Annotated in this window: 15 protein-coding genes; 2 read left to right on the top strand and 13 right to left on the bottom strand. The window is 62.8% G+C overall.

The window, feature by feature from the left end:
• Positions 1-51 precede the first annotated feature (51 nt).
• Positions 52-2,073 (bottom strand): CocE/NonD family hydrolase, encoded by a 2,022-nt coding sequence (locus tag J5J09_RS14230; protein ID WP_208551544.1) that lies wholly within the window; start codon positions 2,071-2,073, stop codon positions 52-54.
• A gap of 2 nt (positions 2,074-2,075) precedes the next feature.
• Positions 2,076-3,665 (bottom strand): ABC transporter substrate-binding protein, encoded by a 1,590-nt coding sequence (locus J5J09_RS14225; protein ID WP_208551543.1) that lies wholly within the window; start codon positions 3,663-3,665, stop codon positions 2,076-2,078.
• Positions 3,666-3,797: 132 nt separating this feature from the next.
• Between J5J09_RS14225 and J5J09_RS14220 the strand changes: the two genes are divergently transcribed.
• Entirely contained in the window at positions 3,798-4,583 is a 786-nt protein-coding gene (locus J5J09_RS14220) for a helix-turn-helix transcriptional regulator (protein ID WP_208551542.1), read from the top strand.
• Positions 4,584-4,590: 7 nt separating this feature from the next.
• Here J5J09_RS14220 and J5J09_RS14215 read toward each other — a convergent pair whose 3' ends face one another.
• The 9 genes from J5J09_RS14215 to J5J09_RS14175 form a co-directional block, all read right to left on the bottom strand.
• On the bottom strand, positions 4,591-6,222 hold the full coding sequence (locus J5J09_RS14215) for an ABC transporter ATP-binding protein (RefSeq protein ID WP_208551541.1): 1,632 nt from the start codon (positions 6,220-6,222) through the stop codon (positions 4,591-4,593).
• Complete coding sequence (locus J5J09_RS14210; protein ID WP_208551540.1) at positions 6,215-7,042, bottom strand: ABC transporter permease; 828 nt, start codon at positions 7,040-7,042, stop codon at positions 6,215-6,217. The genes J5J09_RS14215 and J5J09_RS14210 overlap by 8 nt, the downstream gene beginning before the upstream one ends.
• Positions 7,039-8,046: an ABC transporter permease gene (locus J5J09_RS14205; protein ID WP_208551539.1), complete on the bottom strand. Its 1,008-nt coding sequence runs from the start codon at positions 8,044-8,046 to the stop codon at positions 7,039-7,041. Before J5J09_RS14205 ends, J5J09_RS14210 begins: the two co-directional genes overlap by 4 nt.
• A 103-nt stretch (positions 8,047-8,149) precedes the next feature.
• On the bottom strand, positions 8,150-9,739 hold the full coding sequence (locus tag J5J09_RS14200; RefSeq protein ID WP_208551538.1) for an ABC transporter substrate-binding protein: 1,590 nt from the start codon (positions 9,737-9,739) through the stop codon (positions 8,150-8,152).
• A 139-nt stretch (positions 9,740-9,878) separates the two neighbouring features.
• A complete protein-coding gene (locus J5J09_RS14195) occupies positions 9,879-10,661 on the bottom strand; it encodes a carnitinyl-CoA dehydratase (RefSeq protein ID WP_208551537.1) in 783 nt (260 codons plus the stop codon).
• 4 nt (positions 10,662-10,665) lie between these two features.
• A complete protein-coding gene (locus J5J09_RS14190) occupies positions 10,666-12,720 on the bottom strand; it encodes an acetate--CoA ligase family protein (RefSeq protein ID WP_208551536.1) in 2,055 nt (684 codons plus the stop codon).
• 4 nt (positions 12,721-12,724) lie between these two features.
• Complete coding sequence (locus J5J09_RS14185; protein ID WP_208551535.1) at positions 12,725-13,885, bottom strand: acyl-CoA dehydrogenase family protein; 1,161 nt, start codon at positions 13,883-13,885, stop codon at positions 12,725-12,727.
• Positions 13,886-13,897: 12 nt separating this feature from the next.
• On the bottom strand, positions 13,898-15,388 hold the full coding sequence (locus J5J09_RS14180) for a carnitine 3-dehydrogenase (RefSeq protein ID WP_208551534.1): 1,491 nt from the start codon (positions 15,386-15,388) through the stop codon (positions 13,898-13,900).
• A 32-nt stretch (positions 15,389-15,420) separates the two neighbouring features.
• Entirely contained in the window at positions 15,421-16,335 is a 915-nt protein-coding gene (locus J5J09_RS14175; RefSeq protein ID WP_208551533.1) for a 3-keto-5-aminohexanoate cleavage protein, read from the bottom strand.
• A gap of 101 nt (positions 16,336-16,436) precedes the next feature.
• Between J5J09_RS14175 and J5J09_RS14170 the strand changes: the two genes are divergently transcribed.
• Positions 16,437-17,411, top strand: a complete 975-nt coding sequence (locus J5J09_RS14170) for a GlxA family transcriptional regulator (RefSeq protein ID WP_208551532.1) — start codon at positions 16,437-16,439, stop codon at positions 17,409-17,411.
• A gap of 9 nt (positions 17,412-17,420) precedes the next feature.
• On the opposite strand, the gene J5J09_RS14165 is transcribed toward J5J09_RS14170, so the two are convergent.
• Together J5J09_RS14165 and J5J09_RS14160 are read right to left on the bottom strand one after the other, a co-directional pair.
• Complete coding sequence (locus J5J09_RS14165; protein WP_208551531.1) at positions 17,421-18,575, bottom strand: extracellular solute-binding protein; 1,155 nt, start codon at positions 18,573-18,575, stop codon at positions 17,421-17,423.
• Between the two features lie 84 nt (positions 18,576-18,659).
• Positions 18,660-19,718, bottom strand: a complete 1,059-nt coding sequence (locus J5J09_RS14160) for an ABC transporter ATP-binding protein (protein WP_208551530.1) — start codon at positions 19,716-19,718, stop codon at positions 18,660-18,662.
• Position 19,719 lies beyond the last annotated feature (1 nt).

The raw sequence follows: 19,719 nt of genomic DNA, 5'->3' as shown, positions 1-19,719 counted from the left end.
CTCCCCGCGACTCGCCGCCTTTGCCGACGGCGAGCCATCAAAGCACGTCGCTTACATGAAATCACGCGCGATGCGCTCGCCGTGATGTCGCTCGAAGATCAGCGTGTCGCCCTCGTAGGCGGTCACGTGCGCGGCGATGACCCATTCGGTCGCGGTGCAGGCGATCGTCGATGTGGCGACGGAGCGAACCGACCAACCGGGGCGGGACATGTCGCAGGTCCAGGTCGAACTGCCGGTCATCGACAGGGGATCGCGGGGCGAGATCGTCCAGTTTTCCTCGCGCACCTGGCGAGTCGAGAGGCCGGTGCCGGGATGTTCGGACAGACCCGTATCCTCAAGGATATGGTAGGTCGTCGTGTTTTCCGAGAGGTTGCGGATGACCTCGCGCACGGTTTCGGACGGCTCATGCTCGATGTAGGTGGGCAGCGGGTTCGGATCATCCGGCTCCCTGACCGTGATGTCACGGTGATCTCCGAGCTCGGGCATCTTGAGTTCGAGGCTGGCGGTGTCGATCGTCAGGCCCGGATCGGAAGGCGGCGGCAGGATCATCGGCCAGTAGCTGGTCGACAGAGCGAGCCTGATCCGGTGGCCGGCGCGGAAACGATAGCCGCAGGCGTCGAGCGTGACGGTGATGCGGACCTTCTGGCCGTGCGGCATCGCCTTCGGATGTTCGTTGCTCTCGCGATGGGCAAGGTTCAGGACGCCGAAGGAGACCCGATAAGCGGTGCCATCCGGATGGACGTCCACGACGCGGGCGACGAGGTTTGCCCAGTCGGCGTCACAGGCGACTTCCACCGTCACGATCGGCCGCCCGAGGAAATCGACATCGGCGTCAAGAGGAGCGGTTTCGAAGCAGAGCGAGCCGGCATCGTCACTGCGCTGATCGATCGCCATCTCGACGTCAGGCTTCAACGTGAACCATTCGCCGGAGGCCGTTCCCGTGTCGAGCGGCGATTTCAGGAAAACGTCGCGGGCATTAACCCCCGATTTGCCGCCGAGGGTCAGGGCGCCGGTAGCGGAGACTGCGAAGGTCTGGAAGCTCGGTGCTGTCCAGACATCCTTGGCGATCCAGCGGCCGGCGTCGTGGTCGCGGCGCGGGGCAGGGCGGATCGCGTCGAGGATGTAAGCGCGCATCTGCGGCGTTGCTTCGGCGCCATTCTGTTCGCCGCGCAGCCAGCGGTTCCAGAATGCGATGGCCTCGCCGATGAAGTCGGCGCGCGGTTTCGGCCAGGCGAAATGCGGATATTTGTGGACCCAGGGGCCGATAAGGGCCTTGGCCTTGTCGCCCAGACCTTCGACGGCCTTGATCGGCGTGTTGCGATAGCCGTCGGCCCAGCCGGCGATGACGAGGGCGGGGATCTTGAACGCGGAAAAATCCTCGGCGATGGAGCCATGTTTCCAGAAGGCATCGCGGCGCTGGTGCGGCAGCCACTCTTTCATGAAGAAGGGTTCCTTCTCCAACCGCTCCAGCCACATGTCCTTCCAGCGGTCGCCGACGATCTCAGGATCGGGAGAGCGCGACTGGTAGCCCTGCATCGTGGCCGCCCAGGAGAGCTGGGCGGAGAGGTGGCAGCCATCCTTGTAGTGGATGTCGTCGTTGTAGCGGTCGGTGGTGGAGGCGATCGAGATCACCGCCTTCAGCGCCGGAGGGTTCATAGCCGCGACCTGCAGGCAGTTGAAGCCGCCCCAGGAGATTCCCATCATGCCGACGGATCCGTTCGACCACGGCTGGGCCGCGATCCAGCCGATGAGTTCGCAGGCGTTCGCCAGTTCGAGCGGCGTGTATTCGCCGTCGATGACGCCATCTGATTCACCGGAACCCCTGATGTCGACGCGCACGCCGGCGATGCCGGCGGCGGCGAAGTGCGGATAGGTGCTCTCGTCGCGCGGCGAGGTCCCGTCGCGCTTGCGGTAGGGCAGGAACTCGAAGACGGCCGGTACCGGATCGGCCTCGGCGCCATCCGGCATCCAGATGCGCGCGGCAAGCCGCGTGCCGTCCTTGAGGGTGATCCACTCGTTTTCGATGACGGTGAAGGGGCGTTTGCTGCTCACGATGTTTTCCCGTGCTTCCATTCTCACGCGTCGAACCAGATACGGCTGCCGATATAGCCGTTCGACATGTCGTTACCGATATCATCGACATAGCCTTTGAGCTTGTTCGTCGACGCCATGATGTAGTCGTTGAAAACAGGCAGGATGAGGCCGCCTTCGTCGCGCACCATCAGCGCCATCGTGCGATAGAGGTCCTTGCGCTTGGCTTCATCGAGCTCCGAGCGGGCCTGCAGCAGCATCTTGTCGAAGTCGTCGCGCTTGAACCGCGTGTCGTTCCACTCGGCGCTTGAAAGGTAGGAAGTCGAGTAGCGCGAGTCCTGCGTCGGACGACCGCCCCAGTAGGAGGCGCAGAAGGGCTGGACGTTCCAGACATTGGTCCAATAGCCGTCTTCCGGCTCGCGCTTGACCTCGATCTCAATGCCGGCCTTCCTGGCACTTTCCTGGAACATGATCGCCGCGTCGACGGCACCGGCGAAGGCGGCGTCCGACGTGCGCAGCAGGACGGGACGGTCGTGACCGGACTTCTTGAAGTGGAAGGCGGCCTTGTCCGGATCGTAGACGCGCTGCTCGATATCATCGGATGCCAGCGCATAGTTGCCGTTGACGGGGTAGTCGTTGCCGAGCGTGCCGTAGCCGCCGAGCACCTGGTCGAGAATCGCCTGCCGGTCGATCGCATATTTCAGTGCCAGCCGAAGGTCGTTGTTGTCGAAGGGTGCGGTGTCGCAATGCATCAGGAAGCTGTAGAAGCCCTTGCCAGCGTTTCTGATAATCTCGACCGTCGGTGCGCGGGTCAACAGAGGCACGGTCTTGGGATCGACATTGTTGATGAAATGGACCTGGCCGGAGGCGAGCGCCGCGACACGCGCGGTGGTGTCGTTCATCACCAGGATCTCGACGCTGTCGACGAAACCGCGGTCGGAGCGCCAGTCGCTGACATTTTTCTCGAAGGTGGCGCGTACCCCGGCCTCGAAGCTCTTCAGCGTGTAGGGGCCGGTACCGATTGCCGCGGCAGGCGCATCGACGCCGCCCTTCGGCTGGATGATCAGGTGGTAGTCGGTCAGCATCAGCGGCAGGTCGGCATTGCCTTCCTTCAGCGTCAGGACGAGATCTCCCGCCTTTTCCTCGATCCCGGTGATTGAGGACAGCAGGCCGAGGGCACCGGACTGGGAGGCTTCGTCTGCGTGGCGCTTCAATGTGGCGACAACGTCAGCCACGCCCATCTTGCTGCCGTCGTGGAAGGCGACGTCATCGCGGATCTTGAAAGTCCAGACCGATGCGTCCGCGGACGGCTCCCAGGAGGCTGCAAGCGACGGCACCGGTGCGCCCGTCTTCGGATCGGATTCGACCAGCGTGTCGCCCCAGAGGCGGCCGATCACAAAGAGGACGGATGCGCTGTATGTGGCGGGATCAAGCACGTCGCTGGTGGCGCCGCCCTTGAGGCCGAGCTTGAGATCGCCACCGCGCTTCGGCTCCTGGGCGCGAGCCGGCGACGCGAACAGGCCGCCGGAAAGGCCTGCTGCCAGCCCGAGGGCGGCGGTGCCACCGAGGAAGGTGCGGCGGTCGATAGAGGTGGGGAGGATGAGGCCGGTGCGACCCTTGCTGAAATCGGACATTTGGAGATCCCCTTTTCGGATTTGTCGGCCAGACCGTAATCCGAGTGGTGCGCCACACAATTTCGCTATATGAAGCATATTTAAGCGAATTTACGCTACCGTACCGGTTGTCTTCTTGCGGTCTGTCACGCCATGGATGTCTTCATCGAAAATCTCAAAACGGCGTGTGCGACACAGCGCTCGATCTCTCACATCTGCCGCGAGGTCGGCATCAACCGGCAGCAGTTCAACCGCTACATCAATGGCGAAACGAGACCGTCGCCGCACAACCTGGCACGGATCGCCGCCTTCTTCGGACTCTCCGCCTCGGATTTCTCGTTGTCTACCAGGGTATTCGGCGAGAAGCTGCACCGGCCTGAGCGCGGCGGGGCCGAGGCCACCGACCTCCTCAAAGGACTTCCGGGCGATCTCGCGGCGCTTCGAAAGCATGCCGGCTATTACCAGACCTATCATCTGTCGCTGTCCTGGCCCGGCCTTGCCGTTTGCTCCTGCAGCCGGCTTTACGAGCACAACGGCCAAATGCATGTGAAGACGGTCGAGCGGATAAGGGACCGGGAAAGGGAAATCCGGCAGGATACGAAATATGTCGGCCTCGCCGCCTTCCTGCGCAATCGTATCTTTATCTACGAGCGGGCGAGGGGCATCAATACGATGCTGTCGCAGACGATCCTGCTACCGTTCGAGATCCACCAGAAGGCCTATCTCAGGGGAACGACTATGGGCGTTTCCTGGCGCAAGGGCAATCTTCCCTATGCGTCCCGCATGATCTGGCGGCATGTCGGCGCGGAGCCGGACCTGCGGCAACTGTTGTCGCGATGCGGAGTATTGCCGCTGTCGTCGCGGCAATTGCCGCCGACGGTCCGAAGTTTTCTCGACGTTCCGGAGGCGGAGCTTCTGACGGTTCCGAACGAGTATTGAGCGCGGGTCAGTTGCCCGCGCTCTCCATCTTGCGGGTGGCGAGCGCCTTTTCGAGCCAGCCGATTTCCATCTCGGGCACGGATTTCAGCAGCAGGTCGGTATAGTCGTCGAAGGGCGGTGCGAGCACTTTCGACTTCGGTCCGAAGCGCACCAGCCGTCCCCGGTGCATGACAGCCACGGAGTCGGCTATCGCGCGGACGATGGCGATGTCATGGGTGATGAACACATACGAGAGCTGGGTTTCGGCCTGCAGGCGCATCAGCAGTTTCAGAATGCCTTCGGCCACCAGCGGATCGAGCGCCGAGGTCGGCTCGTCGCAGAGCAGCACTTCGGGCTTGGCGGCAAGTGCCCTGGCAATCGCCACGCGCTGCTTCTGCCCGCCGGAGAGTTCGGCGGGATAGCGGTCGACGAAGCCGGAGCCCATCTCGATCTGCTCGAGCAGTTCCTTCACGCGCGCCGTCTTCGCCGCACCGTGGAGGCCGTAGTAGAACGTCAGTGGCCGGCCGATGATGTCACGCACCGTCTGGCGCGGGTTCATCGCCGTATCGGCCATCTGGTAGATCAGCTGGATGCGTCTCAGATCGTCTCGCGAGCGGTCCTTCAAAGCCTTCGGCAGCGGTTGGCCCTCGAAGGACACCGTTCCTTCCTGCGGCGGCAGGAGGCCGGTGATGACACGGGCGAGCGTCGACTTTCCCGAGCCGGATTCGCCGACGATGGCAAGTGTCTGTCCCTTCGGCAGGTGCAGCGAGACGTCGTGCAGAACCTTGAAGCCGTTCGGGTAGCCGGCTGTTACATGTTCGACCTTGATCAGGGTGTTCGACTGGTCGGCTGCTTCTTCCTTGCCGGTCTGGCGGACATTGACGAGCGCCCTGGTATACTCCTCCACCGGCGCCTCTATGATCTGCTGGGCCGTGCCGTATTCCACCGTCTTGCCATGGCGGAGAACCATGATGTCGTCCGAGATCTGGGCGACGACGGCGAGGTCGTGAGTAATGTAGAGGGCGGCCGTGTCCGTTTCCTCGATTGCGTGCTTGATCGCGGCCAGCACGTCGATCTGGGTCGTCACGTCGAGCGCCGTCGTCGGTTCGTCAAAGACGATCAATTCGGGGTTCGGGCAGAGCGCCATGGCGGTCATGGCGCGCTGCAATTGACCACCGGAGACCTGGTGCGGATACCGGTCGCCGAAGTGCTCGGGGTCGGGCAGTCCGAGAACGCCAAACAGGTAGACGGCGCGCTTCTTGGCTTCCTCGCGTGACATCAGTCCGTGCTTGAGGCTCGCCTCGATAACCTGGTCGCCGAGCCTGTGCGCCGGATTGAAGGCGGCGGCCGCCGATTGCGCCACGTAGCAGACCCGGGCGCCGCGGACCTTGCGGATGCCGGACTTGCCGAGCGCGAGAATGTTCTCGCCATCGAGCAGCACCTCGCCGCCGGTGATGCGTACTCCACCGCGCCCGTATGCCATCGCAGACAGGCCGATCGTCGACTTGCCGGCGCCGGATTCGCCGATCAGTCCGAGGACCTGGCCCTTGGACAGATCGAAGGAGACGCCCTCGACGATGGTGATGGTCTTTGGCGGCTCGCCCGGAGGATAGGAGGTCGCCTCGATCTTGAGATTGCGAACAGACAGGAGCTCAGGCATCGCCGCGGCCTCCCTTCAGGCTGGAGGTTCGTTTCAGCAGCCAGTCGACCACCAGGTTGACGCAGACGGCGAGCGCGGCAATCGCCGAACCCGGAACGAGGGCGGCGGAGATGCCGAAGATGATGCCGTCCTTGTTGTCCTTCACCATGCCGCCCCAGTCCGCCGCCGGCGGCTGAATGCCGAGGCCGAGGAAGGAGAGGGTGGACAGGAACAGGATCGAAAAGGCGAAGCGAAGGCCGAATTCGGCAAGCAGCGGCGAGAGCGTATTGGGCAGGATCTCGCGGAAGATGATCCAGAGCCGTCCTTCGCCGCGAAGACGTGCCGCTTCGACGAATTCCATAACCGCGACATCGAGCGCCACGGCGCGGCCGAGGCGATAGACGCGAGTGGAATCGAGGATCGCCATGACGCCTATCAGCACGAACAGGTTCTGCGGCAGGACCGCGAGCACGACCAGCGCGAAAATCAGGGTCGGGATTGACATCATCAGGTCGTTGAAGCGCGACAGAAACTGGTCGAGAAGTCCGCGCGACACAGCGGCTGTGAAGCTCAGGATGATGCCTATCGAGAACGACAGCAGGGTGGCGGCGAGCGCCACGAAGAGGGTGGTCCGCGCCCCGTAAATCATGCGCGACAGCAGGTCGCGACCAAGGTTGTCGGTGCCCAGAAGGTAGGTGCCACCCATGGGTTCCCATACGCTACCGACGATCTCGCGCTCGCCGTAAGGGGCGATGAATGGCGCGAAAAGCGCGCAGAAGAAGGCCAGCAAGATGCCGAGAATGCCTACCCAGGCGCTGATGGGGATTTCTTTCAGCCTCATCTCGGATGCCTCAGTCTCGGGTTGGCGACAATGGCGATGATGTCCGCCAGCATGTTCAGGAAAATGTAGACGGCGGCGAAGATCAAACCGCAGGCCTGGACGACCGGCATGTCGCGGACCGTCACGGCGTCGACCATGTACTGGCCCATGCCGGGATAGACGAAGACCACCTCGACCACCACCACGCCGACGACGAGGTAGGCGAGGTTGAGTGCCACGACGTTCACGATCGGCGCAATGGCGTTCGGAGCGGCGTGTTTGACGATGGCGCGAAAGGCGGACAGGCCCTTCAATTCGGCGGTTTCCATATAGGCCGACGACATGACCGAGAGGATCGCGGCGCGGGTCATGCGCATCATGTGGGCGAGCACGACAAGCACGAGCGTCGCAGTCGGCAGCGCCATCGCCGCCAGGCGGTCGGACCAACTCATGCCGTCGTGCACGGTCGAGGGGAACGTGGCGATCCCGGTGTTGATGGCGAAGAACAGGATCAGCAGGTAGCCGATGAAGAATTCGGGCAGGGAGATCGCTGCCAGCGAGACCACGTTGATGATGCGGTCGGGCAGCCGGTTGCGGAAGTGGACCGCGAGCATGCCGAGGCCGACGGCCAGCGGCACGGAGATCGCCGCGGCCAGGCCGGCAAGCATCAGGGAATTGCCGAGGCGCTTGCCGATCTGTTCGGTCACGGAATTGCGGCTGGCCCAGGAGGTGCCAAAATCACCTTGAAGAACGCCGCCGAGCCACTCGAAGTAGCGCGTTGTAATGGGGCGATCGAGGCCGAGTTCGGAGCGGATGTTGGCGACCGCCTGCGGTGTCGCCGACTGGCCGAGATAGGTGGTTGCGAAGTCGCCGGGAAGCGCCTCCACGCCACCGAAGATCAGTACCGAAACCGCCAGAAGAAGCGCGAAGCTCAGCGCCAGGCGTTGGATGACGAGCGCGGCGAGCGGATATCGCTCCGACAGTTTTCGAGCCGGCGCGTCGCCGGCATCCGTAAGGTTGGTCATGGTCAGTCTGCCCAGGTCCTTTATAGCGGGAATGACCCGCGGCAGGGACTGCCGCGGGTCGATCGACCGATAAGGGGCTTATCGCCCCGCATGCGTGCGGAACTCAGCCTTCCAGCCAGACGCGGGTCGCGACGTAGCCGTTCGACATGTCGTTGCCGATGTCGTGGACGTAGCCCTTGACGTTCTTCGTCGCGGCATTCACGAAATCGTTGAACATCGGCAGGATCAGGCCGCCTTCGTCGCGGACCATCATCGCCATGTCGCGGTACATGTCCTTGCGCTTGGCCTCGTCCAGCTCCGAACGGGCTTCCAGCAGGATCTTGTCGAAGTCCGGACGCAGGAAGCGGGTGTCGTTCCAGTCCGCCGTCGAAAGATAGGCGGTGGAGTACATCTGGTCCTGCGTCGGACGGCCGCCCCAGTAGGAGGTCGAGAACGGCTGTACGTTCCAGACGTTCGACCAGTAGCCGTCGCCAGGCTCGCGCTTGACCTCGATGTCGATGCCAGCCTTCTTTGCGCTTTCCTGATAGAGAACCGCCGCGTCGACGGCGCCGGGGAAGGCAACTTCGGAGGTGCGGAGAAGAACCGGGCCGGAGTGACCCGACTTCTTGAAGTGGAAAGCCGCCTTGTCAGGATCATAGGCGCGCTGCTCGATGCCTTCCGGGAAGAGAGCGTAGGTCTCGTTGATCGGGAAGTCGTTGCCCACCTTGCCGTAGCCGCCGAGGACGGTCTTCAGCATGTTCTCGCGGTCCATTGCATATTTCAGCGCCAGACGCAGGTCGTTATTGTCGAACGGCGCGGTGTTGCAATGCATGATGAAGACGTAGTGGCCGCGACCCGAGGTGCTCAGGATCTCGACGTTGGGGGCGCGCTCCAGCATCGAGACCGTCTTCGGATCGACGCGGTTGATGTAGTGCACCTGACCGGATGCCAAAGCCGCGATGCGGGCGGTGGCGTCGTTCATGCCGATGATTTCGATCGAGTCGACATAGCCACGGTCGGAGCGCCAGTCGTTCTGGTTTCTCTCGAAGGTGGCACGGATGCCGGGCTCGAAGCTCGTCATCTTGTAGGGGCCGGTGCCGATCGAGGCGAGCGGATCGTCATTTCCGCCGTTCGGCTGGATGACCAGGTGGTAGTCGGTCAAGAGCAGCGGCAGGTCGGCATTGCCTTCGGTCAGCGTCAGGACGACGTTGTCGCCGTCTGCGGCAATGTCCTTGATCGACTTCATAACGCCGAGCGCGCCGGATTCCGACTTCTCGTCGGTATGGCGCCGCAGGGTGGCGATCACATCGTCGACCGTCAGTTCCTTGCCGTCATGGAACTGGACACCCTTGCGGATCTTGAAGGTCCAGGTCGCAGCGTCCGCAGAGGCTTCCCAGCTTTCGGCGAGGGCCGGAACAGGGGCGCCGGTCAGCGGTTCGGATTCGACAAGCATGTCGCCCCAGCAGCGGCCGACGCAGAACATGAACTGCGACAGGAATTTCGCCGGGTCCTTGCTGTCGGTGGCGGAGCCGCCTTCAAGGCCGAGCTTCAAATGTCCGCCGCGCTTCGGTTCCTGGGCGGCGGCGCCAGCTGCGTAAAGCGTGCTTGCGGCCGTCAGCGTCAGGCCCGCCGCCATGGCGCGGCCCATGAACTCGCGGCGGCTCATGCCACCGGTCGACACACGGCCCTTCAAATAATTGGTAAAATCACTCATTCCCCAGTTCCTTCTCTGTTGTCATGCCCAGATATCGTGTTCGTGACACGGATTTCTCGTTGTTGCCCAAAATGGGATATGCAAACTCAATTCGGATAATGGCTTGCACCGCACTCCTCTTGCTGGCGGTGTGTCCAGACTATTTTCCTTTCCACACGGGATCGCGCTTCTCCGCGAAGGCGCGCGCGCCCTCAAGCTGATCCTCGCTCGAATAGAGAATGTCGACGGTCCGGTATTGCCGCTTGGTGACCTTGTTCATCGCCGTCGGAAAATCCTTGCCTTCCGCGTCGCGAACGATCTCCTTGATCGCCGCGTAGACGAGGGGAGGACCGCTTTCCAGCAGGCGGGCGAGCTCCCAGGCGCGATCCATCAGCTTGTCGGGAGGCAGGATCTCGTTGACGAAACCCCAGCGATGGCCTTCCTCGACAGTCAGCCAGCGGCCGGTCAGCAGCATATCCATGGCAATATGATAGGGGATACGTTTCGGCAGCTTGATCGAGGCGGCGTCAGCAACCGTACCGGAGCGGATTTCCGGCAGGGCGAAGGTCGCATGTTCTGCGGCCAGGATCAGGTCCGTGGACAGCGCGATTTCGAAGCCGCCGCCGCAGCAGATGCCGTTGACCGCGCAGATGATCGGCTTGTTCAGGTCACGAAGTTCCTGCATCCCGCCGAAGCCGCCGACGCCGTAGTCGCCGTCTACCGCATCGCCCGCAGCGGCTGCCTTGAGGTCCCAGCCTGGGCAGAAGAATTTTTCGCCGGCGCCTGTGATGATGGCCACACGGAGCGTATCGTCGTCGCGGAAATTCTGGAATACCTTGCCCATGATGCGGCTGGTGACGAGATCGATGGCGTTGGCCTTAGGGCGGTCAATGGTGACCTCGAGGATGCCGTTTTCGCGGCGGGTCCGGATGGGCTCGCTCATGGCGTCAGCTCCTCTTCCTTATCAAGGCGTCGACTGCGACCACACCATCCCCCTCAGGCAAAACCATAAGGGGATTAAGGTCCAGTTCCTCCACCGTTGCCGCATTGGCTGCGACATATTGTGCCACAGCCGCGACCGTTTGTACCAGCGCGTCGATATCTCCCGGCGGATTGCCTCGATAGCCAGCGAGAAGCTTCGATATCTTGAGACGTGCGATGTTGGCGCGGATCGTTTCAGGATCGGTCGGCAGCGTCAAGGTCACGGCGTCTTCCAGAAGTTCGACCAGCACGCCACCTGCCCCGACGGTCAGAACCGGCCCGGCCACCGGGTCTCTCGTCGCCCCGATGATGATCTCGCAGACCGGCTTTGCCGCCATCTTTTCCACAAGAAAACCGCTCGCGACGGAGGCCATTTGACGTGCGGCGGCAAGAACTTCGTTTTCCGTCTTCAGATTCAGCTTCACCGCACCCGCTTCCGTCTTGTGGGCGATTCCCATCCCCTTGAGCGCCACGGGAAAGCCGATCGAGCTTGATGCAGACGCTGCCTCCTCGGGCGTTGCGGCCTTGGCCCCCTTCGGGACCGGAACGCCGAAAGCGGCGAGTTCGGCCTTGGCCTCGTCCTCGTAGAGCATACGGGTTTCGCCGTCGGATGGTGCCGCGTGCAGAAGCGGTGCAGGCTTCGGCTTGCGCCACGCGGCACCGATGAAGCCTGCGGTTTCGACCGCCGTCAGCGCCTCGTCGAGGCCGAAGAAGGGAATAACACCGTCGGCCATCAGCGACAGCGCGACATCCTCCGGCATGTTCTCACCCATGCTGGCGACGATGCCGGCCCGCGCCCCGGTTGCCCGGGCGGACGCAATCACCGCCTTGCAGGTGGTCAGCCAGTCCGAGCCGTCGCATCGATCGGCGCGCGGGAAGTCGAGAACAATCAGGTTCAAGGCATAGCCGCCCTGCATCATTGCCGTGAAAGCTGCGGTCTGGCGTTCGAGATTGCCCCAGACGAAGGTGTGGTAATCAAGCGGATTGGCAAGCGTTACCATCTCGCCCAGGCTTTCGCGCAGCGGTTTCAACTGTTCCGGCTTCAGGTCGCGGTAGACGACCTTGTGCCGTTCACCGGCGTCCGACATCAGCGATGCTTCGCCGCCGGAGCAGCTCATCGAGGAAATCTCGGCGCTTTCCAGCGGTCCGAAGACGTGCAGCAGCTTCAGCGTTTCCAGCATTTCCGGCAGCGTATCTATGCGCGGGATACCGAGACGTTCGAGCAGGGCGGTGGCAACCGCGTCGTTGCCGGCGAGCGAAGCCGTGTGGGAGACCGTGGCTTTCTGGGCGGCTTCGGACTTGCCGACCTTCAGCGCGATCACCGGTTTCTTCAGTTCGCGAGCGCGGGTGGCGAGGCTTTCCAGCGCGGCAATATCGTCGAAACCCTCGATGTGAAGACCGACCGCGGTAACGCGTTCGTCTTCCAGAACCGCCTTTGCCAATGTCGACAGACCCGTTTGGGCCTGGTTGCCGGCGGTCATCAGATAAGCAATCGGCAGTCCGCGCATCTGCATGGAGATATTGCAGGCGATGTTGGACGACTGGGTGAGGATGGCGATGCCGCGATCGGTGCGCACCATGCCGTGCTGGTCGGGCCAGAGCAGGGCGCCGTCGAGCATGTTGATGAGGCCGTAGCAGTTGGGGCCGATGATCGGCATGTCGCCGGCCGCCGCGACGAGCGCATCCTGCAGGTCGCTGCCGTCGGCCAGTTCGCTGACGGCCTCGCGGAAACCGGAGGCGTAGCAGACAGCACCGCCGGCGCCGATGGCCGATAGCTGCCCGATGATTTCGATTGTCAGAGCCCGGTTGACGCCGACGAAGGAGGCGTCCGGGGGCGAGGGGAGGTCGGCGACGCTGCGGTAACAGCGATAGCCATGGACCTCGTCCTTGGTGGGATGCACCGGCCAGATCTCGCCGGCATAGCCCATCTTGCGGCATTGTTCGACAACACGGCCCGCCTCCTTGCCGCCAAAGACGGCGATGGATTTGGGCCGAATGAGGCGGTCGAGGCTTCTGATCATGTCATCACGCTCCTAGCGGTCGGAGCAGATCGCGACTGATGATGTGCCGCTGGATTTCGGACGTCCCGTCCCAGATGCGTTCGACCCTTGCGTCGCGCCAGAAGCGGGCAAGCGGCAGATCGTCCATCAGGCCCATGCCACCGAAGATCTGGATCGCCTCATCCGTGACGCGGGCCAGCATTTCGGTGGCGAAGACTTTGGCCGACGCGATTTCCCGGTTCGAGGGCAGCCCGTTGTCGAGGCGCCAGGCGGCGGACAGCGTCAGCAGGTCGGCAGCGTCGATATCGGTGATCATGTCGGCGAGCTTGAAGGAAACGCCCTGGTTCGCACCGATCGGCTTTCCGAACTGCTTGCGCTCGGCCGCGTAGTTCAGCGCGTAGTCGAATGCGCGGCGGGCGCGGCCGACGGAGGTCGCGGCGACCGTCAGGCGCGTGGCGTAGAGCCAGTCATTGGCGATATCGAACCCCTTGTGCAGTTCGCCGAGAATCTGGCTCTTCGGCAGGCGGCAATTGTCGAAGGTCAGGATGCAGTTCTTGTAACCGCGATGGGACACGGAATTGTAGCCCTCTCGGATTTCGAAGCCCGGCGTGCCGCGGTCGACAAGGAAGCACGTGATGAGCTTCTTTGGGCCGCGCGGTGTATCTTCCTCGCCGGTCGCGATGAAGACGATTACGAAGTCGGCGATATTGGCGTGGCTGATAAAGTGCTTTGTGCCGTTGACGATCCAGTCGTCGCCGTCGGGCTTGGCGAAGCATTTCATGCCGCGCACGTCCGAGCCTGCGTCGGGTTCGGTCATCGCCAGCGCGTCGAACTTGTCGCCGCGCACGGCGGGCAGAAGATACCGATCGCGTTGCTCGTCATTGCAGGCCATCAGGATGCCGGAGGGGCGGCCGAAGAAGACCGTGAGGCCCATGGAGCCCCGGCCAAGCTCGCGCTCGACCAGGGTGAACGTGGTGTGGTCGAGACCGGCGCCGCCGACTTCCTCTGGGAAATTACAACCGAAGAAGCCGATCTCCTTGCACTTTCGGGCGATCTCCTGGCCGAGTTCCTTCGGAACCTCGCCGGTCTGCTCGACCATGTCCTCGTGCGGATAGATTTCCGTCTCGACGAAGTCGCGCACCGTCTTGACGATCATTTCCTGTTCTTCGGTGAGCCCGAAATTCATGGCGTTCCTCCCTCAACCTTTCTTCTGTCCGACCACACGCCCGGCACTGGCCGGAAGCGGCAGGCCGGCATGGGCAGCGAGCAGTGGCTCGAGCTTTTGAAGGACGGCCGGAAGCGGCGGGACGACCTTGCCTTCCTTTGAGGAGACATGGAGCATGAGGTGCTCACAGGTCGCAAGCAACGCGTCGTCTGAAGCGCGGTGCAGCCACATGAAGGTGTGCAGCTTCTTGCCGTCGCAAGGCAGGATTTGCGCCTTCACGTAGAGAGAATCGCCGAGCTTGCCTTCGTCGAGCCACTGGTTATGGGCCTCGACGGTGTAGTAACTGTGGCCGGCCGCGACATAGTCCATGTCCACGCCGATCAGGCGCAGCAGCGCATCCCCGCTATCAGCGAAGCACTGGTTGTAGCGGAACTCCGTCATGTGGCCGTTGTAGTCGACCCAGGACGGATTGACCTTTGTGTCCAGAAGGCGGATCGGCTCGGACGAGGGCTTGACGTCAGGCTTCGGGGCGTTGGCCCACAGATGGGTCTCGAAGTCGGCGAGAAGCTTGCCCGCACCCCAGCCCTTGCCGCCATTGCCACCCTTTAGCGCATGCATGATGCCGACCAGGTTTTCATCGCGGATGCGCTCCAGCTCGCGTATCCCATAGGCGCCGGACTGGGCGTCTGACTGGCTGGCGATCTTGTCGGTCAATGCGTCGTCGAGATCGACGACGTCGGTGAGCTTGGTCCACGGCCAAGAGAGGCACGGCCCGAACTGGGCGATGAAGTGGCGCATGCCTGCCTCGCCGCCGGCGATGCGATAGGTCTCGAACATGCCCATCTGCGCCCATCGCATGCCGAAGGAGTAGCGGATGACATCATCAAGTGTTTCGGTATCGCAGATGTCATCCTTGATCAGCCACAGGCCCTCGCGCCAGACGGCTTCGAGCAAGCGATCGCCGACGAAGGCCTCGATCTCCTTCTTGATGATCACGCCCTTCATGCCGACGGTGGCGAGCTTTGCCTTGGCATCCTCGAGCACCGCGGGGGAGGTCTTCTCGCCACCGACGAGTTCGGCGAGCGGCAGGAGGTAGACGGGGTTATAGGGGTGAGCGACAAACAGGCGTTCGGGATGCTTCATGTCGCGCTGGAGGTCGGTCGGCAGCAGGCCGGAGGTCGACGAGCCGATCAGCGCAGTGGGGCTTGCCGCCGCATCGATTTGTGTGATCACTCCGCGCTTCAGCTCCAGGCGTTCGGGAACGCTTTCCTGAATCCAGTCAGCGCCTTGCACGGCGTCTTCAATGCTTTTGACGAAGACGAGCTTGCCGCGTGGAGGTAGCGGCGCCATGGTCAGCATGGCATAGGCGCGCTCGGCATTGGCGAGCACCTCGCCGACGATGCGTTCTGCCTCCGGATGCGGGTCGAACATGTGGACGTCGATGCCGCCCAGAAGGAAGCGGGCGGCCCAGGCCCCGCCGATGACGCCGCCGCCGATGCAGGCTGCCTTGCTGATCTTGGTCATGAAATTCCCCGTCTCGTTGTGTTCGAACCCGATCAACCGCGCGGTGCGCGCTTCGTTAGCTTCAGCTTCTCGCGTACCTCGGCAGGGCCGATGATGCGGGCGCCCATGCCTTCCACAACCTGCACTGCCTTTTCGACCAGTTGTGCGTTGGTGGCGAGTTGGCCCTTGCCGACATAGAGGTTGTCCTCAAGGCCGACGCGGACATTGCCGCCGGCCAGCACGGCGGCTGCCGGATAGGCCATGGCGTTGCGGCCGATCGAGAAGGCCGAGAAGGTCCAGTTGGAGGGAACGTTGTTGACCATGGCCATGAAGGTGTTGAGGTCATCTGGGGCGCCCCACGGGATGCCCATGCAGAGCTGGATGAGGACCGGGTCCTCGATGATGCCTTCCTCGACGAGCTGCTTGGCGAACCACAGGTGACCTGTGTCGAAGGCCTCGATCTCCGGGCGGACGCCGAGATCTGTCATCATCTGGCCCATGGCGCGCAGCATCGACGGCGTGTTTGTCATGACATAGTCGCCGAGCGAGAAGTTCATGGTGCCGCAGTCGAGCGTGCAGATTTCCGGCAGGCATTCGGCGACGTGGGACACGCGCTCTGTGGCGCCGGCCATGTCGGTGCCGTTGGGATTGACCGGGAAAGGTGTCTCGACGCCGCCGAACACGAGGTCGCCGCCCATGCCGGCGGTCAGGTTGAGCACCACGTCGATGTCGGCCGAGCGGATCCGGTCGGTGACTTCGCGGTAGAGCTCGTTGCGACGGCTGGCGGCACCGGTCTCCGGATCGCGGACGTGGCAATGGACGATCGCGGCGCCGGCCTTGGCCGCGTCGATCGCTGACTCGGCGATCTGCTTCGGTGTGATCGGAACGTGGCTCGATTTCGACGTCGTGTCGCCGGCTCCTGTGACGGCGCAGGTGATAAAGACATCGCGGTTCATGGCTAGCGGCACGGTCGTTCTCCCTTATTGTCTAGGGGCATTACGAGGCAATCCGGCTTGCGATGCTTTTCATTTTGTGCTGCATTTCATACATAAACGGATCTGAAGCGATTATGGCGACGCAGCATTTCGCGGGAGAGAGCACGGAAATAGACCTGCTCGTCATCCCTGAAACAAACCTGATCCTGGTCGCGTCGGTGATCGAGCCGCTGCGCGTTGCGAACCGGATCAGCGGACTCGAACTGTACCGCTGGCGTATCTTCAGTCCCGACGGACAGGCGATCGAGACGCGAAGCGGCATCCCCGTTCCGGTCTGCGGTGCCTTCCGACCAGAAAGCGAGACGGCGCCGCTTTTTGTCCTCTCCAGCCACAACTGGCGTCGTCACGCGACATCCGCGCTCAAAACCCTGCTTGCCAAGACCGCCCGTTACCGTTCGCTGGTCGCGGGCGTCGAATCGGGGTCCTGGTTCCTCGCCGACACCGCGCTGCTCGATGACTTTTCCGCGACGACGCACTGGGAAGATTATGATGACTTTGCAGCCACCTATCCGCAGATCCGAACGGTGCGCGAGCGCTATGTGATCGACGGGAAGCGCATCACGACCGGCGGCTCGCTGCCGACACTTGACCTTATGCTTGAGCTTATCCGCCGGCGGCATGGGTATTCGCTGGCACTGGAAGTCTCGCGGCAGTTCATTCACGAGCAGGGTGGGGTCGATGCTTCGGCTTCGGCGATGCCGTCCACCGGCAGCATCCGGATGGTCGATGTCCGTGTCGGCCATGCGATGCGGTTGATGGAGGAGCATATCGAGCAGCCGCTGACCCTGCCGCGTCTTGCGCGTCGGGTGGGCGTCAGCGCTCGCCACCTGTCCTTGCTTTTCGATACGACGGTCGGCGTGTCGCCGCACGTGCACTATCTGGCTCTCCGGCTCAATGCGGCGCGGCGGAAGGTGATCGAGACGCGTGCTGCCTTTGCCGATATCGCGGCTGCCACGGGCTTCAACTCGGCGTCTGCCTTTGCCCGGAGCTATCGCGCCAATTTTCGGGAAAGCCCGTCGGAAACGCGGCGCCGGCTTCGGCCGGCCTGAGGCTTAGGCTCAGGCTGCGCGGAAGCGTGCCATGATTTCCTGGCGGAGCGGATTGGTCAGCGTCACGGCAGCGCCGAATTCCAGTGGCGTGAGCGCGGCCTCATCGGGATAGCTGATGCGGCTCTTCACCAGTTCGTCCGGCAGGAGACGCAACACCCGTCCATCGGTGGCGCCGGCGCCGCTGTTGGCCAGTTCGCGGCTGGCGATTGCAGGCGCCAGCAGGAAATCGAGGAGCGCATAACCCGCCCGTTTATTTGGTGCATTTTTTGGGATTGCGTAGAAATCCGTCCAGACCTCGCCACCATCCGCCCCGATCTGATACCTTATGGCCGGAACGTCACGGACAAGCTGGGCGGCATCGTTGGACCAGCACATCGACAGCCATGCGTCGCCGGCCCGCATTGCCGCCTGATAGTCGCTGTCCACCGCCAGAAGGTGGGGCTTCAGCGCCAGAAGGAGCTTTTCGGCTTCCGCTAGTTCGGTTTCGTCAACGGAATTGAACGAGTAACCGAGCGACACCAGCGCGTTTCCAATCGCCGTCAGCTGGTAGTCATGGACGATCGTGCGGCCGCTTGCCTCCGTCGCGGCGAGCTCGAAGAAATCCTTCCACGTCGTCGGCGGGCTCGACACGACGTCGCCATTGAACGCCATGCCCGTCGTGCCCCAGTTGCGCGGGATGGCATACAGGCGCCCATCGATGATGCCAGGTCTGGTGAAACGTGAGTTCTCCATCTCCATGTCGAGGTTCGGCAACCGGTTGCCGTCAAGTTCCTCGATAAGGTCGAGGTCGCGATAGGTGGAGATGGTGTAGTTGGTCGGAATAAAGAGGTCCCAGCGCGCGCGGCCGGAGCGAAGACGCGACAGCATCTCTTCGTTGGACCCGAATACCTCTATTTCGACATCAAGGCCGGTGGCCTCTGTGAAGGCCTTTAGAACTTCCGGGTCATGATAGTTCGGCCAAGTGCCGAGGCGAACCGACTGTTTGGTATCGCCCGTTGCCGAGGCCGGACGCCTGACGAGACCGGGGATCAACGTGCACGTAAGGGCAAGACCGGTGGCGCGCAGAAACTGCCTTCGGGTTATAGAGCCGCGCCGAAGACGCTGGTATTCCTCCAGAAAATGCCTTTCCGACAGATCGGAAAAGTGTCTCCATCCCGATGCCACTGCCACCTCCCTCGGCTTGCCCGTTTTGTCCGCCAGCAGACAATGACGGGGAAACGTGAGCAGAAGGTTTATCGGGGCGGAGGTTTAATCGCGCAGGACGTGAACGTGCGCGGTGTCGACCTTCACCGACACCATGTCGCCGATGGCCGGTGGCTTGACCCCCGGATCGTTGAACATGTCAAAGGACACGACGCTGCCGGCGACATTGATGCGGGTACGGATCACCGAACCCAGAAACTGGCTCGATGTAACCTGACCATCCAGCGCAAAGTCGCCTTTCGCGCCATCGGCGATCGATCCGGCTTCAGGCCGCACCGCGAGCTGGATGCGCTCGCCCTGCGCGGCGGGAAGCGCCTGCTTCAGGTCGATGACCTGTTCACCGATCTTCGCCTTGCCCGATGCGCTGTCGACGACAGTGGCGTCGATGGTCGACAGCGTACCGACGAAAGAGGCGACGAAGCGCGTTGCGGGCTTGTTGTAGATCTCGAAGGGTGTGCCGATCTGGTCGGCCCGGCCTGAATTCATCACGACCACCCGGTCTGAGATCGACAGAGCCTCTTCCTGGTCGTGCGTTACGAAAATCGTCGTGATGCCGAGTTGCTGCTGGATCTGACGGATTTCCTCGCGCAGTGACACGCGGATCTTGGCGTCGAGCGCCGACAGGGGTTCGTCGAGAAGGAGGACCTGCGGCTTCGGCGCCAGCGCGCGGGCGAGCGCCACGCGCTGCTGCTGGCCGCCGGACAGTTGGTAGGGATAGCGTTCGCCGAGATGTTCCAGATGGATGAGCGACAGCATTTCCTTGACGCGCTTCTGGATGTCCGGCTTCGGCATGCCGTGGATCTTCAGGCCGAAGGCGACGTTGTCGAACACATTCATGTTGGGGAACAGCGCATAGGCCTGGAACACCATGCCGATGTTGCGCTGGTTCGGCTTCAGCCGCGACTGGTCCTTGCCGTTGATGACGATACTGCCGGCCGTTGGCGTCTCGAAGCCGGCGACCATGCGCAGCACGGTCGTCTTGCCGCAGCCGGACGGACCGAGGAAGGAGACGAACTCGCCCTTGTCGATCGACATGTTGAAGTCATGGACGACTTTGACCGGCCCGAAGGACTTCTGGATGCTGGTGAGGGTCAGGAATGTCATG

This window comes from Ciceribacter sp. L1K22, assembly GCF_017599385.1.
Lineage (GTDB): Bacteria > Pseudomonadota > Alphaproteobacteria > Rhizobiales > Rhizobiaceae > Allorhizobium.
Note: the sequence above shows the minus strand (reverse complement) of the source record. Positions and strands in the feature narration are given on the sequence as shown.

Coding starts and splice junctions, on each gene's coding strand:
- J5J09_RS14230 (WP_208551544.1), bottom strand. CDS start 2,073: ATGGAAGCACGGGAAAACATCGTGAGCAGCAAACGCCCCTTCACCGTC.
- J5J09_RS14225 (WP_208551543.1), bottom strand. CDS start 3,665: ATGTCCGATTTCAGCAAGGGTCGCACCGGCCTCATCCTCCCCACCTCT.
- J5J09_RS14220 (WP_208551542.1), top strand. CDS start 3,798: ATGGATGTCTTCATCGAAAATCTCAAAACGGCGTGTGCGACACAGCGC.
- J5J09_RS14215 (WP_208551541.1), bottom strand. CDS start 6,222: ATGCCTGAGCTCCTGTCTGTTCGCAATCTCAAGATCGAGGCGACCTCC.
- J5J09_RS14210 (WP_208551540.1), bottom strand. CDS start 7,042: ATGAGGCTGAAAGAAATCCCCATCAGCGCCTGGGTAGGCATTCTCGGC.
- J5J09_RS14205 (WP_208551539.1), bottom strand. CDS start 8,046: ATGACCAACCTTACGGATGCCGGCGACGCGCCGGCTCGAAAACTGTCG.
- J5J09_RS14200 (WP_208551538.1), bottom strand. CDS start 9,739: ATGAGTGATTTTACCAATTATTTGAAGGGCCGTGTGTCGACCGGTGGC.
- J5J09_RS14195 (WP_208551537.1), bottom strand. CDS start 10,661: ATGAGCGAGCCCATCCGGACCCGCCGCGAAAACGGCATCCTCGAGGTC.
- J5J09_RS14190 (WP_208551536.1), bottom strand. CDS start 12,720: ATGATCAGAAGCCTCGACCGCCTCATTCGGCCCAAATCCATCGCCGTC.
- J5J09_RS14185 (WP_208551535.1), bottom strand. CDS start 13,885: ATGAATTTCGGGCTCACCGAAGAACAGGAAATGATCGTCAAGACGGTG.
- J5J09_RS14180 (WP_208551534.1), bottom strand. CDS start 15,388: ATGACCAAGATCAGCAAGGCAGCCTGCATCGGCGGCGGCGTCATCGGC.
- J5J09_RS14170 (WP_208551532.1), top strand. CDS start 16,437: ATGGCGACGCAGCATTTCGCGGGAGAGAGCACGGAAATAGACCTGCTC.
- J5J09_RS14160 (WP_208551530.1), bottom strand. CDS start 19,718: ATGACATTCCTGACCCTCACCAGCATCCAGAAGTCCTTCGGGCCGGTC.